Raw genomic sequence first — 14890 nt, forward strand, 5'->3', positions numbered from 1 at the left:
CTCAAAGTTACAAAGATTACAATTCTGTAACAAGTCTATCAGAATTTAGGGTGGAAACGCTAGTGTGTCCGCCCTAAAAGATCGGCTATTTATGCTGGTTAATGTGACTGTGGCAGAAGTAGCATTAGCGCCTTTAGAGGGATGCTTACCCAGTCGGGGCGTTGCTCTGCTTCATAGCGCACTTCATAAAGGGCTTTTTCCACTTCAAAGGCCCTTAAAACCACTAGAGCGGGGGCGGGGCGTTGCTCCTCGCCAAAATATCCTTCCAGGAAAGCTAGCCGCGCCCGATTAAGCCAATCGCCATCAGCGCCGCCTTCTACCCGAGCGTAGTCGAAAGAACGTAGCATTCCGGCAATGTCCCGTTCCACCTGGTCGGGGGCAGTACGTTCTTCCAGAGGACGTAGAGGCTCTCCCTCGAAATCAATCACGTACCAATCCCCAGAGCTGTAGAGGCATTGTCCCAGGTGATAGTCCCCATGAACCCTCTGTGTAGGGGGCAGTCCTCCCAGACCAGTCAGCGCCTGGGCGAGGCGATCAACTTCCTCCCCAATTTGCGGATGCTCTCGCAGCTGGGGGTATGCTGCCTCTGCCTGTTGATATTGATGCCGAAGCCGAGTAGCCATCATAGTACCCGAGGCGGGATCTTCACCGACACCAAAAGCCTCTAAGAGGTGGCGATGCATATTTGCAGTGGTCTTCCCTAACTGGCGAGCCATTATTGTGGGGTCTTCGCCGCTGCTGGCCAGGGAACAAACCAAGCGGAAACCATCCCGCGCCTCATCGAGACGAACCGCAGCGCAAGCAGTGGTGACCTGTTGGGGTTGACCGTCTGGATCCCACAGGTATAGCTGAGAGTATCCGCGCGGTTGTGGCACCCCCTGCCAGCCGGTGCGAGCCAGTGCTAAGGGCACCGTCACCTCCGGGTTAGCTCCGGAAACCAGCACCCGGAAAAACTTGATAATCGTCGGGTATTTTCCCCCTAAAAGCACCGAAGAATTGGACTGCTCTCCGCTTAAAACTTTACTTTCTAAACTGGCTGCCAGCAGGTTAGATATTAAATCTTCACCCTCAGGTAGTAGCGGCAAAGTCCCCGCTTGGTGGGTGGAACGAATCCAATACTGGACATACTGCGGACAATAGGGACCATCGATCAGATAGCCGGGGTTTTCCGGCGAGCCGCCGGTGCGTCCAACGATCCCCTCACCGTTCCAATCAGCAACCAACGCCAAGGGAATGTGGTACCAAACTCCCTGCGCCTCTAAAATCAACAGCCGGAACTGAGGATCCTCGAGTTCTCGGTAATCCAGAACTCGTACCTCGGAGCGTTCCAAGTAGGAAGGAAACCAGCGTCGTTGGGTGAGATAGTCCCAGACAGTGTCGATGATAGCATCTCTGCCAGGCCATTTAAGCTGGCTATTAGGGGACTTAGCGGTCATCTTCATGCTCCTTTAGCGCCGAGAAATCTAAGGCCGGATAGGCGTCGGCCGCTCCCGTGGTCTCTGTATCTGACTGCGGGGAGGCTACCGGGGTAGCGCTGTGCACTATCACCGGCAAAGAAGTAGTGGTAGTGGGCGGTTCTGTGGTTTCTTCTCGGGTCTGTTCTGCCTGCTCGGGAGGGAAAAGCTCCAACCAATAAAAGCCGTGGCGATTCATAGTTACAGTGACGGTTTCATCGGCGCCCACGGCAGGGAACCACCCTCCATCGAAGGCTTCACGCAGACACCAGCTGGCCATGCCGGGCAAAGATAGCCGCGCCGCTACTGCGCCCTCACCCAAGTTATATACACAAAGTACCGTAGCGTTTTGGTCACGACGAATAAACGCCAATACGGAATCTTGATCCGAACCTACCTGCGATAAGGAGCCCTGCCCGAAGCATGTCAGGCGGCGGCGCAACTGGATAGCACTACGCAGCCAATGCAGCAGGGAAGTGGGGCGCCCTAGGGATTCTTGCACATTGATAGTGCGATTATCCCAACCGGGAGCATCAATCAAAGGCACCAGGAAAGTTTCCGGGTCGGCGGAAGAAAAGCCGGCAGTGGCGGAAGTGTCCCACTGCATAGGGGTGCGCACCCCGAAACGATCCGGCAACCAGATATTGTCACCCATGCCGATTTCGTCCCCGTAATAGAGGAAAGGGGAGCCAGGCATAGAAAGTAACAGGGCATGGGCGAGTTCTATTTTGCGGCGCGAACCCCCTAAAAGGGGCGCCAGGCGGCGGCGAATCCCCACATTCGCGCGCATCCGTGACTCAGGCGCATACCAGGAATACATGTCTTCGCGTTCCTGGTCAGTCACCATTTCCAGGGTGAGCTCATCGTGATTACGCAAGAAAGTTCCCCATTGGGCACCTGCCGGCAGCTCTGGTAGCTCCGCCAAGATTTGCCGCAGCCCCTTCGAAGATCCGGTACGCAAAGCCGCAAACAGTTTCGGCATTAGCGGGAAGTGGAAACAAATATGGCACTCCGGGTCGGTTTCACTGCCGAAATAGTCAATCACATCCAAGGGGGGCTGATTGGCTTCCGCCACCATCAAAGTTCCCGGGAATTCGGCGTCCACCATTTTGCGGAGTTCGCTCACGAACCAGTGGGTTTTCGGCAAGTTTTCGCAGTTGGTGCCATTTTCTTCAAAGAGGTAGGGGATTGCGTCCAGACGGAAACCATCCACCCCGGTGCGGCACCAGTAACGCACCACGTTCATTACTGCCGCTTGCACCTGGGGATTCTCAAAGTTCAAATCCGGTTGGTGGGAAAAGAAACGATGCCAATAGTATTGCCCGCGCACCTCGTCATACGTCCAATTGGAGGTTTCGGTGTCAATGAAAATAATCCGCGCGTCCCGGTAATCCTGGTCGCTGTCGCGCCAGACGTAAAAATCCCCGTATTCGCCCTCCGGATCTTTGCGGGAAGCCTCAAACCAAGGGTGCTGGTCAGAGGTGTGATTAACCACGATATCTACCAGGATACGGATTCCGCGTTCATGGGCGGCCTCCACCAAGGCAGTGAAGTCTTCCATCGAACCGAAAGCCGGATTCACATCGGTGTAGGCACTAATGTCGTAGCCACCATCGCGCATCGGCGAAGGATAAAAAGGCGGCAGCCAAAGGCAGTCCACTCCCAGCCAGGCCAGGTAATCCAGACGCGAAATTAACCCCTGGAAATCCCCAATGCCGTCCCCGTTAGAATCCGAAAACGCCTGGATTAGTACCTCGTAGAAAACGGCGCTGCGATACCAGCCAGGATCCTCTGCCGGGGAGGGAACCGCCTGGGAAGCGGGAGGGGGTAGCAACAGTTTGCTCAGGCTTTCGTTTTCCTCCGGTAGCTTAGGGCTCAACACGGACTCCTTAAAATACTTTCGCTAGACCTTTAGACGGATTCCACGGACATAATATGGGCAGGACGCTCAAAGGGGTTGAGCTCGAAATAGTTAGCCGCCCCCCAATCGTAGACTTTCCCATCCAGCTCATCTCGCACCCTAAAGCAAGAAGAGGAAGAGCCGCTGAGCTTGAGCGCCGATAAATCCAGATGGATAGCGCCAATCGCGGTTTCATGGGGATTCAGGTTTACCACCACGATTACGGTGTCAGCTTCTCCGGTGGGAGATTCCCAAGCATCCAGGTGCCGCGAGAAACAAACCACTCCCGGATGGGTAGTTCCATGAATCTTCAGGTTACGCAGACGCTGTAAAGCCGGATGCCTGCGGCGAATCCCGTTCAAAGTGGTCAGCAAGCCCATCATTTCTTGGGGAGTCTTCCCGGAGTAATCACGTGGCTTGAACTGATATTTCTCGTTATCGATCTGCTCTTCAAAACCGGGGCGCTGCACATTTTCTACCAGCTCATATCCGGAATAAATTCCCCAGAGAGGAGATCCGGTAGCAGCCAAAACTGCCCGCAATTTAAAGGCGCGCATCCCTCCATCAACCATGACTTGGGTCAAAATATCGTGCGTAGTCGGCCAGAAAGAAGGACGCATATAAGAGCAAGACTCCCAGGAAACCTCTTGGAAGTATTCTTCAATCTCTTTACGGGTATTTCGCCAGGCAAAATAGGTATAGGACTGGTGGAATCCCACCTGTGCCAAGGTACGCATCATCGCGGGGCGGGTAAATGCCTCAGCGAGGAACAAAACTTCGGGATGTTTTTGGTGGAACTCTGCCAAAATTTCTTGCCAGAACTGCACCGGCTTGGTGTGGGGATTATCCACCCGGAAGATAGTAACTCCATGGTCAATCCACTTTTGAATCACGTCCCGCACCGCGTTATAGAGACCGCGATAGTCCTGATCAAAAATCAGCGGATAAATATCTTGATACTTCTTGGGAGGATTCTCCGCATAAGCAATCGTCCCATCTGGGCGATGCTTGAACCATTCGGGATGATCCTTAACCCAAGGGTGATCGGGGGAGCATTGCAGTGCCAAGTCTAGCGCTACCTCCAGTCCCAGACCTTTCGCTTTTTCTACGAAATAATCAAAGTCATCGAAATTGCCCAGATCAGGGTGAATAGCATCGTGACCACCCTCGGGGCTGCCAATACCGTAGGGAGAGCCGGGATCATCCGGGGTTGCCTCCAAAGAGTTATTGCGACCCTTGCGGAAAGTAGTTCCAATCGGATGAATGGGGGTTAAATAGGCGACGTCAAAGCCCATTGAGGCAATGCGGGGCAAATCTGCAGCCGCAGTGCGCAGGGTTCCGGAATGCCAATGGCCTTCCTTATCTTGATAGGCGCCGATAGAGCGGGGGAAGATTTCGTACCAAGAACCATAGAGGGCGCGTTCGCGGTCGACTCGCAAAGGATAGGTGCGGGAAGATTCTAGCAGGTCACGCAGAGGGTGGGTGCGGAAAATTCCCCGAATCGAGGAATGGAGTCCCACCGAGAGACGTTCTTGTGGCGGACGCGACTGATCCCGCATCGCCTGGGCGGCTTTACGGAGGCGTTCAGCGCGTTCAGTATCTGGGGCTTCTTGAGTCGGATTGTTGATAGCTTCCCCGCTAGCGGCGCGTTCGAAAAGTCGCGCCCCCAGCTCGAACTCCATCTCTACGTCCTGGTTAGCTTGCACTTTGATAGAGGCTTCTTTAGTCCAGGTCTTATAGGGATCACAGAAAGTGTCGACTCTGAAGCTCCAATCCCCGACACTGGTGGGCTTAATCCAGGCCTCCAAGCGGTCCAAACCGGGGGCAACGTCGTACATCCGGGAGCGCATGGTTTCTTTGCCTTGCGGATCCAGCAGTACTACTTCCGCTCCTAAAGCATCGTGACCTTCCCGGAACACGGTGGCGCGTACCGGGAAAGATTCATTTTCGACCGCCTTCACTGGCCAAAGCCCGTCCTCGATAACCGGTTCCACTTCGGTGACCGGAATCCGGGCTAGGCGAGCCGCCGGAGAAATCAGGTTTAGAGGCTTAGAAGAATCCGCTTTAACAGAGGATTTAGTAGCCTTGGGGGCAGCAGTCTTTGCGCGAGTAGTCTTTTTAGCAGGCGCGCTGGTGGCAGCTCTAGCTTTGCTAGCTGCAGCGGAGGTGGTTTTGGCTTTAGGAGTCGCTGCCGCTTTGGGGGCGGTTGTTGCTTTCGAGCGCACGTGCTTCCCCTTCGAACTAGCAGCGGTCGCACTGGAAGTTTCACCTTTCTGACCAGCTGCGTTAGTAGTTGAGCGAGTTTTGCGGGAACGAGGCGTATCGCCGGCCATAGTGACTCCTTAATAGACGTGCTTATTCCCCTCCAGCCTAACAAAGAGGTACCGCGCCTCGCGTCCTTTCCGCTCCCAGCTAGCACTAAAAAAGAAGAGTAAAGAAGAAACAGCTATCCGGAAACGCAGAAAATATTTTAGCCGTCAGTAGCCGAGGCGGGGCCATCTAAAGAAATCTTGGGACCCAGATAGGTGGGTTTTTGTTCGGTGGCTACCCAGATAACATCCTTGGTGCGTGCCAGATACTCGCGGAGGTTACGCTCGGTTTGCCCCGGATAGGCGTTACCGGCAGCACCTACTCCCCAAACTTCGATTCCGCGGCTTTGACAATCGTAGAGGGCGCGAGGCAGGTGATAGGGTTGCGTGACCACAATCGCGCGTTGCACCGAAAAAATCGCCTCTGCGCGGTAAGCCGACTCGTAGGTGGAAAAACCAGCGTGATCAGCATAAATCGCCTGGGCAGAAACTCCGTGGTTAATCAACCAACTTTTCATGGCCTTGATCTCGTCGTAATGTACCTGCCCATGATCGCCGCTAATCAAGATTTTCTTCGCCGCGCCCGCCTGATACAGATTTAGGGCAGTTTGCAGGCGGTGAGCCAGCATCGGCGAGGGAGTACCATTCGGATTTACCCCCGCCCCTAAAACCAGGATTACCTGGGCATTTTTATCTTTAGCCTCGGTAAGAGAAATAATCTCGTCCTTAGTGCGTTGCCATACATAAACATTGGTTCCCGCCACGATAATCACGGCGATAACCACCAGGGTAATCGCTAGCCGGATCAGAGCTCGCAGAGCGCGCATCAGCCTAGTAAACCATGTTCATCGCCTGACGTACTTCCGCCAGGGTTTGGTCAGCAACTTCATTTGCGCGTTGATTCCCGCGTTCCAGTACCTGCCACAAATAGCCGGGGTCAGCTAATAGTTCGGTGCGCCGCGCCCTAATCGGGGACAAAGCCGCATCCAAAGCCTCCGTGAGCACCTGTTTTAGTTTGCCAGCCCCTTGATCCCCGATTTCCTCGGCAATAGTACGCGGATCCTGCCCACTAGCCAGGCCGGCCAGCCGTAACAGGTTAGAAACCTCGGGGCGATTCTCCGGATCATAAGTAATCTGGCGCTCCGCATCCGTCTTCGCGCGTTTAATTAGTTTCGCAGTTTCATCGCCGGTCATCCCCAATTCGACAGTGTTACCCCGCGATTTCGACATTTTTTCACCATCTAAGCCCAAAATCAGGGCGCCATCACCCGAAAGTAACCCCTCCGGACGGGGGAACACCCGGTGTTCTAAATCCGATTTGCGCCGGTAAACCCGCTCGAAGCGATCAGAAATCACCCGCGCCTGCTCCAAGTGGGGGAGTTGATCTTTACCCACCGGCACCAGATTAGCTTTACAGAACAAAATATCGGCCGCCTGATGTACCGGGTAAGTCAGCAGCAGCGCTGACATGGGGCGCTCCGAAGCCACCAGCTCTGCCTTCACCGTGGGGTTGCGGTGTAGCTCCGCCTCGGTAACTAGCGAAAGGAAAGGCAACATTAATTGATTTTCTGCCGGAACTGACGAGTGAGTGAAAATCGTGGTTTTTTCCGGATCCAGGCCGCAAGCAATATAGTCAGCCAGCATATTTAGGACGCGCTCGCGGATCGGGCCAGTACCCTCCCGATCCGTAATCACCTGATAGTCAGCAATCAGAATCCAGGTTTCCACCCCGCGCTTTTGGATCTCTACCCGATTCTTAATCGTCCCAAAATAATGTCCCAAGTGCAGGGCGCCAGTCGGGCGATCCCCGGAGAGTACCCGGAACTTGGAAGGATCCTTATCGATCGCTGCCTCAATCTCTTGAGATTTCAGCTCCGCGCGCTTTAAAGAAGCCGCATCGGTTGAATTTTCTAGTCTCTCGCCGCTATCGCTCATGGTTCCCAGTCTACGGTGCCAAGGATATTCCCGGAAAACCGGGTGCAACTGATAAGCCTCTTTCTTGTTGTTAGGTGCGTAGGGGCGAGATTTTTCCTCCTGCTAATCTCTCTCGCGCACATAGTAGCTTTCTCGGTAAAGATGTTCCGTCAGGTACGGGGGCTAGTTAAAGCGGTCTTTGTTGACCCAATCGTAGAGCCATTGCAGGTTAATCAGGGGCTCGGATTGGGCATCAATCACCGGCTGCACCGTGCGGTAAATGTCTTTCTTTACCGCCGGAAGATCCACATTTTTTGAAACCCGTTTGAGAGTGTCACTGTTCCATACTTCAACTAATTTAAATTTTCTATCGAAAATGTAGTTCAAAGAATTGCCATCGAAATATTCGTATTCCCCAGATGCCCAAAAACAGAAGGAAGGCGCCTCTTTTTTCGCGTAATTATAGTTGTAGATATTCCGATAACCGTCGTAGTCGTATTTTATTCCCTTTACATCTGGGGCATAGATCCAGTCAAGATTAAGTGCCACTTCCATGAGGACGGGTTCTGCCTGTTTACTGTGCGGGGTGTGTTGGGCATAGTAGACGGATTCTGATTTGAGATTAGAGAATGCGTATCCGAATGCCAACACAAAAACGATAAAGGCGATGAAAACCGTAAGGATAACTTTCTTTAGCATGGGGATTCTCCTTACTTGAAAAGGCTCTCAAGTTATTTCCAGAGACCAGGCGTTACTGTGTTAATAGTACGGGATTCGTTAATCCCCACTAGAATCGGCTAGGAAAAGTTTGATTGATAGGGGCTCGAGCAGGATATCGTCGCCGGCTAGGTTAAACGGGGGAGCTTCCGCTTCCGGTTCAGAAACCGCAGAATCCCAAATCTCTTGATAGGCGGTTCCTCGTCCCGGAGCTAGCCGCACATGTTTGGGGGACAAGGTTCCGTTGAAAACCGCCAGTAGATCCTGATCCCCGTAGGGGCGTCCCGAACGGAGCATTTGGAAAACTCGGCTGGCAGGATCATGCCAGGCTCGATCGCCCATTAGTAGCCCCACCTGGTTATACCAGGAAACATCGGGGAGGCTATCTCCGGGATGTCGCTGACCGGTCAAATAGTTTGCAGGTCGGAAAACCGGGTGCTCGCGCCGCAAAGTAATCAGCTTTCGCACCGCCACATAAAAGTCTTTTTGCCAATCCACCAGCTCCCAGTTCAGCCAGGTAGTTTCATTGTCTTGGCAATAGGCGTTATTGTTACCACCTTGCGTGCGCGCAAACTCGTCACCCGCCAAAATCATGGGGGTGCCGGAAGAGATAAGCATAGTGGTGAACAAGTTAAGGGCAGAACGTACCCGAGCGGCTAGCAGTTCTGCCAGTGGGGAATCGCCATCTATGCCCGGGTCCATATCATTACTGAGCTGGAAAGCCCGCCCTTCGCTGCCATGATTCCAAGACAGATTATTGGGGGAGCCATCCCGGTTGTTCTCTAGGTTCTCTTCGTTGTGTTTATGGTCGTAGCTGACCAAATCCCCCAGGGTAAATCCATCGTGTGCGGTTACGAAGTTAATTGAACAGCGGGGAGGACGCACCGCCGGGATATTCCCGCTACCATACATATCTTGGGAACCAGAAAGTCGGGAAGCTAGTTCAAAGGGGGGAGCGCCTCGAGATTCGCCGCGCGACTGGGCGCGCCCGTCGGCCACCCAAAAGCCGCGGACGGTATCCCGATAACGATCGTTCCAGGTAGAGAAGGGGAGCGGGAAGTCTCCGGTGCGCCACCCATCCGGTCCCATATCCCAAGGCTCCGCAATCATTTTCGTATTCCGCAAAACCGGGTCATCAAGGCAGGCTTGGAAGAAAGGATGGAAACGAGTGAAATGTTCCTCGCCCCGCCCGCAGGTAACCCCCAGGTCAAAGCGGAAACCGTCCACCCCTACATCGCCAGCCCAATAGCGTAAAGAATCTAGAATCATCTGAATTACTCGCGGATGCCCGGTATCTAGAGTGTTACCGCAACCGGAATAATCGATGCTGGCACCGTGGGAATCCAGACGATAATACATGGCGTTATCGAGGGCGCGCCAAGAAAGCGCCTGCCCGTCACCCCCGCCTTCGCAGGTATGGTTGTAAACCACGTCTATCAGCAGTTCTATCCCGTTTTGGTGCAGAATTGATACCATACCTCGGAACTCGTCCAATACTGCCATGGGACCAAGCATGCGGGCATTCTTGGTGGCATAAGAAGGTTCCGGCGCGAAATAGGACAGAGTGGAGTAACCCCAATAGTTAGTTAATCCCCGCTCGTTTAGGAAAGTTTCTGAGAGTTTCGCATGTACCGGCAATAGCTCTACCGTGGTGATCCCTAAGTCTTTCAGGTAGGCGATAGTGGCCGGGTGTGCTAGTCCCGCATAAGTTCCGCGCAATTCTTCCGGTACTCCCCGTAACTGTTTGGTGAGTCCCTTAACGTGTGCCTCGTAAATAACCGTGTTTTCCCACGGAATTGCCGGCCCAGGCGCTACGTCGAACTCTTTACCGGTGACCACCCCGCGCACCGTATAGGGAGCCGAGTTGGTGGGGTCGAGCTGGAAGGGATGCAGCGGGTAAAGCTGATCATCGGTTTTATGGGCGTAGGTTTGGCTCGAAAGATGAACATTGCCGCTGATAGCGCGGGCATAAGGGTCGAGGGCGAGTTTATAGGGGTTGAAAACGTGTCCGCGTTCCGGATCCCAAGGCCCCCAGGTGCGAAAACCATAATAGGTGCCGGCCAGTACCCCGGCTACATGTCCATGCCAGATGCCATCTACCGGTCCCAAAAGCCGGTAGCGACTTTCCGGAGCGGTAGGTTCCGCGGAAGTGAAAAAACAGACTTCTACCGCGCGGGCATTAGGGGCAACCACTGCGATATCCACCCCGTTGCCTTGCAAGTGAACCCCTAGCCGGCTGGGGTCGGCGGCGCCGCCATGCACATAGGGGCTGGACGGCCTAAAATAGTCGTCTAATGCTTTTCTTGACACGCTTGTCATCTTATCTGGTGCTACAGAATAGAGCCATTCCTTCAGTAAAACGGGGTAGGTTGAACATTTAATTTCCTCCCTTAGCTAAGGGAGAGGGCTTCTCACTTTTTCACCGCGAAACCTTGTGGCAAGGTAGAACTATGAGGATTGTCGTAACTGTAAAGCATGTACCCAACCCGCAGTCTGAGCGGCGAATCGAAAACGGTCGCTTGGTGCGCGGGGAAGAAGATACCCTGAACGACCTGGATGAGAACGCCATCGAGGCGGCGCTCAGCGCAAAAGCGGCAGTACCTGATGCCGAAATTATTGCGCTCACTATGGGGCCGGAGGGGGCGAAGAAAGCCTTGCTGCGCGCCCTCCAGATGGGGGCAGACCAGGCATATCACCTGTGTGACCCGGCTCTAGCGGGCTCGGATGTGACCGTGACTGCTCGGGTGTTGGCGCGGGCTATCCAGAAAATCCGGGACGTTGATTTGGTGATTTGCGGGAGTTCCTCCCTGGACGGGATGACCTCGATGCTGCCGGGAGCCTTGGCGGCTACCTTGAATCTGCCGGTGATTAGCGATGCCTCGGAAGTTAGTTTCAGCGGCGAGGGCGTGGCAGCCACCAGTTATCAAGAGGGAACCGCTTTAAGTTTGCGGGCGAAATACCCCCTGGTGCTTTCGGTAAATGACGAGGCGAACCGCCCCCACTATCCCGGATTTAAAGAAATGTTGGCGGCAAAGAAGAAACCGGTGCAGCAATGGGATCTGACGCAGCTAGGGTTAAGCGCGGAAGAAGTAGGGGCTGCCGATTCGGGAACCGAAGTGTTAGATGCCCAGCTTTATCAACAAACCAAGAACCAAGGAACTATCGTCACCGATTCGGCAAATGCCGGCGAAGCGCTAGCGAAATACCTGGTTGAATCCGGTTTTGCGCAAGAGAAGTAGGAGGAAATCGTGAGTGAAAAAATAGATAAAGACGTTTTAATTTTTGCCCACCCGGATGCGGCTCGTCCCCAGCACCTGTCGGTGGCGGCGGCGCGCCTGATTACTTTGGCGCGTGAAATCACTGACGGCAAGGTAGTAGCACTCGCGCCCTCCACCATTGCCCCTCACCATTTTTCCCAAGTCGGGGTAGCGGCAGTGCGCTACTTTGACCCGGAAGAAACCGGAACCTGGCAGGTAGGGGCAGTTCTAGCCGACCTGGTGGGCTCTGCGGTGCGCAACGGCGACTTCGGGGCAGTGCTGCTGCCTTCGACCTCCTGGGGGCGCGATGGTGCTGCTCAATGCGCGATTATTTTAGGCTCCGGAGCCAGCGTGGATGTGACCAGCTTAAAGGTAGTTGATGGGAAACTGGTTGCCGGTAAATCGGTACTCGATGGCACCTGGGAAACCAGTTACTATATTCGCCGCGGAATTCCGGTAGTGGCCATGCGTACCACTTCCCTTTCGGCAGTTCCGGTAGCCGAAGCCGGCGAGGTAGAAACCGAAAACCTGCAGGTAGAGCTGCGCGAATCCACTAAACGCATCCAAGTGGTTTCTCAGGAAGACACCGGATCTTCACACGCGGGACTAACCGAAGCGCCAGTAGTGGTATGCGCCGGTCGCGGCGTTAACGGCGATTTTGGTCCGGCCGAGCAGTTGGCAGAGGTATTAGGCGGATCCGTAGGGGCGACCCGCGTGGCCTGCGAACAAGGCTGGATTGATCGCGCCGCCCAAATCGGGCAATCTGGTATCTCCATCGCTCCTAACCTGTATATCGGGATGGGGGTTTCCGGGGATCACCACCACGTGTGCGGGATTCGCGGCGCCAAGAAAATCGTGGCAATCTGTGACGATCCCGAGGCGCGCATTTTTGAAATGGCAGACTTCGGGGTAGTCGGGGATCTGTTCACGGTAGTTCCAGATGCCCTGTCCAGAATCAAACCGCTGGACGCATAGTGGAGCTGAGCTACCTCGATAACGCTGCCTCCGAGCCGCTACGCCCGCAGGCGCTAGCGGCTATGAATGAGGCTGCCGCTAGCCTTGCCGGAATCGGGGCTAACCCGTCATCCGCGCACGCGGCTGGGCGCAAAGCGGCGGCGCTGCTAGAGACCGCCCGCGCCCGGGTGGCGAGGGCGCTGGGAGCCGAACCGGCAGAAGTCATTTTCACCGGGGGTGGCACCGATTCTTGTGCCCTGGCGCTGCGCGGTCTGGCTAGGGCGGCGCGCCGTCAGGAATCTCATCGCGCCCAAATAGTGGTTAGCCAGGTAGAACATGATGCAGTTGGGCTTAATGCCCGCGACTTGCAGGATGCCGGCTTCCAGGTGCAGCTACTGCCGGTAGATAGCGGCGGGGTAGTAGAGCTGGAAGCGGTAGCTGGCCTGGACACCACTAAAATAGCGGCGGTGTCGGTGATGAGCGTGTGTAACGAAAACGGGGTGGTACAGCCAGTTTCCGAGCTGTGCCACTTGCTGCGCGAAAAGGCAGTAGCAGATACGCGGGCGCGGCAGAGCGGTCACGCTGCCGGCGGGAAAGGTAGCGGGAACAGCTCAGATAGCGGGTTTGCTATTCACACTGACGCGATTGCTGCTGCCGGACGTCAAGAAATAAACTTTGCCGACTCCCCGGTAGATGCTATTTCGCTGGCCTGTCACAAAGTGGGCGGCCCGGCATCCCTCGGGGTGTTGCTAGCGCGCCGGGAAGTAAAAATCGCTAGCGACCGACGCGGCGGCGGCCAAGAACGGGCGCTTAGGGCTGGCACCCAAGACGTAATCGCCGCCGTAGGGGCAGCGGCAGCTTTTGCGGCAGCCCAACAAGAATTAGCAGAAACTACCCGTCGCCACCAGCAGTTACGGGAAAAGCTTGTACAAGGCGCGTTAAAGATTACGGGAGTAAAACTCGCCAGCAACGCCCCGGCAGTACCCGGTATTGTCCAGTTTGCGCTTGCAGGCGCGGAGGCCGAAGGACTGCTGTTCTCTCTGGATCAGGCGGGAATCTGCGCTTCGGCCGGTTCCGCCTGCCACACCGGGGTAGCCCGTCCCTCCCCAGTCCTCTTGGCGCAAGGATATAGCGAGCAGGACGCCCTGGGATCTTTACGGATCTCCTTCGGCTGGTCCACCCGGGACGAAGACGTAGACCGGCTCTTACAGGCACTACCGGGCGCCCTCAATGCCTCCCGGAAACTGGCAGAGCGGGAGAGGAAATAAATGAAAGTATTGGCAGCCCTGTCTGGAGGGGTAGATTCTGCGGTCGCCGCCGCCCTCGCAATTGATGCCGGACATGACGTCACCGCCGTACACATGGCGCTCAGTGCTAACCAAACCCAAAATCGTTGCGGTTCGCGGGGCTGCTGCACCGTAGAAGATGCCTCCGATGCACGTCTAGCAGCCTCTATGCTGGGGATTCCCTTCTACGTGTGGGATATGGCGGAAACCTTTGAGGAAACCGTAGTAGAAGATTTCCTGAATGAATACCGCCGCGGACGTACCCCTAATCCTTGCGTGCGCTGCAACGAATTCGTCAAATTCCGCGAACTCGCCACCCGCGCAGATGCCCTGGGATTCGATGCGGTATGTACCGGGCATTACGCGCGCGTTCTTAACGGACCAGGTGGAGTGGAACTGCACCGCGCCAAATGCATGGAAAAAGACCAATCCTACGTATTGGCGGTAATGGGGCGAGAAGCCTTAGAGAAAGTAGTTTTCCCGTTAGGGGAGTACGAATCGAAAAGCCAGGTGCGCGCGGAAGCGGAGCGGCGCGGTCTGCCCATGTCAGCCAAACCCGATTCCTACGATATTTGTTTCATCGCTGACGGGGACACTCGCGGATTCTTACGTTCTCACCTGGGTAGCAAAACCGGAAAAATCGTGGATACGGAGGGCGCGGAAGTCGGCACCCACTCGGGCGCCTATCAATTCACTATCGGGCAGCGCAAAGGACTAAACCTGGGTCGGCCGGCTGTCGATGGGCGTCCTCGCTACGTACTGGGTACCGATATGAAAACTAACACGGTAGTCGTTGGCGCCAGCGAGCTACTGAGCGTAGACGGAATTACCGCTACCGACGCGGTCTTACTGACTGAATCGGACAATCCGGCATTAGCCGGGCAGGCAGAAGTAACTTTGCAATATCGCGCGCATGGACAACAAGTACCGGCGAAAGTTTATTTAGAGGCAGACGGTACCTTGCGCGCCCAGCTGCTGAAGCCCACCCGCGCGGTCGCCTCCGGACAATCCCTAGTGGTCTATGCCGGGGATCGCGCAATCTGTGAGGCAACTATCGAAGACGCATTTAAGCAGGAAAAGGGGCAGTAGCCGATTCTGG

At 55.2% G+C, this 14890-nt stretch carries 11 protein-coding genes; 4 read left to right on the forward strand and 7 right to left on the reverse strand.

Annotated features, from left to right (window positions below; translation table 11 throughout):
* Positions 1-98 precede the first annotated feature (98 nt).
* From BQ5456_RS08295 to glgX, 7 genes are all read right to left on the reverse strand, one after another.
* A complete protein-coding gene (locus tag BQ5456_RS08295; protein WP_071129556.1) occupies positions 99-1436 on the reverse strand; it encodes a phosphotransferase in 1338 nt (445 codons plus the stop codon).
* Entirely contained in the window at positions 1426-3333 is a 1908-nt protein-coding gene (gene treS / locus BQ5456_RS08300) for a maltose alpha-D-glucosyltransferase (RefSeq protein WP_071129557.1), read from the reverse strand. The genes BQ5456_RS08295 and treS overlap by 11 nt, the downstream gene beginning before the upstream one ends.
* Before the next feature lie 32 nt (positions 3334-3365).
* Positions 3366-5687, reverse strand: coding sequence for an alpha-1,4-glucan--maltose-1-phosphate maltosyltransferase (locus BQ5456_RS08305; RefSeq protein ID WP_083378440.1), 2322 nt, complete (start codon positions 5685-5687; stop codon positions 3366-3368).
* A gap of 137 nt (positions 5688-5824) precedes the next feature.
* Positions 5825-6490 (reverse strand): SanA/YdcF family protein, encoded by a 666-nt coding sequence (locus tag BQ5456_RS08310; RefSeq protein ID WP_071129558.1) that lies wholly within the window; start codon positions 6488-6490, stop codon positions 5825-5827.
* 4 nt (positions 6491-6494) lie between these two features.
* Positions 6495-7598 carry a tryptophan--tRNA ligase gene (gene trpS / locus BQ5456_RS08315; protein WP_071129559.1) on the reverse strand — a complete coding sequence of 368 codons (1104 nt, stop codon included), beginning with the start codon at positions 7596-7598 and terminating at the stop codon, positions 6495-6497.
* A gap of 162 nt (positions 7599-7760) precedes the next feature.
* On the reverse strand, positions 7761-8276 hold the full coding sequence (locus tag BQ5456_RS08320) for a hypothetical protein (RefSeq protein WP_071129560.1): 516 nt from the start codon (positions 8274-8276) through the stop codon (positions 7761-7763).
* 78 nt (positions 8277-8354) lie between these two features.
* On the reverse strand, positions 8355-10604 hold the full coding sequence (gene glgX, locus BQ5456_RS08325) for a glycogen debranching protein GlgX (RefSeq protein ID WP_071129561.1): 2250 nt from the start codon (positions 10602-10604) through the stop codon (positions 8355-8357).
* A 140-nt stretch (positions 10605-10744) separates the two neighbouring features.
* Here glgX and BQ5456_RS08330 point away from each other — a divergent pair, with 140 nt between their 5' ends.
* From BQ5456_RS08330 to mnmA, 4 genes are read left to right on the forward strand one after another with little or no spacing between them, the layout of a single operon-like run.
* Positions 10745-11533: an electron transfer flavoprotein subunit beta/FixA family protein gene (locus BQ5456_RS08330; RefSeq protein WP_071129562.1), complete on the forward strand. Its 789-nt coding sequence runs from the start codon at positions 10745-10747 to the stop codon at positions 11531-11533.
* A gap of 9 nt (positions 11534-11542) precedes the next feature.
* Positions 11543-12526 carry an electron transfer flavoprotein subunit alpha/FixB family protein gene (locus tag BQ5456_RS08335; protein WP_071129563.1) on the forward strand — a complete coding sequence of 328 codons (984 nt, stop codon included), beginning with the start codon at positions 11543-11545 and terminating at the stop codon, positions 12524-12526.
* Positions 12526-13773: a cysteine desulfurase family protein gene (locus tag BQ5456_RS08340; RefSeq protein WP_083378442.1), complete on the forward strand. Its 1248-nt coding sequence runs from the start codon at positions 12526-12528 to the stop codon at positions 13771-13773. Before BQ5456_RS08335 ends, BQ5456_RS08340 begins: the two co-directional genes overlap by 1 nt.
* The gene (mnmA, locus tag BQ5456_RS08345) at positions 13774-14880 is read left to right on the forward strand and encodes a tRNA 2-thiouridine(34) synthase MnmA (protein WP_071129564.1); all 1107 of its coding nucleotides are present in this window, start codon (positions 13774-13776) and stop codon (positions 14878-14880) included.
* The last annotated feature ends 10 nt before the right edge of the window (positions 14881-14890 follow it).

Source organism: Varibaculum massiliense, from assembly GCF_900106855.1.
Taxonomy (GTDB): domain Bacteria; phylum Actinomycetota; class Actinomycetes; order Actinomycetales; family Actinomycetaceae; genus Varibaculum; species Varibaculum massiliense.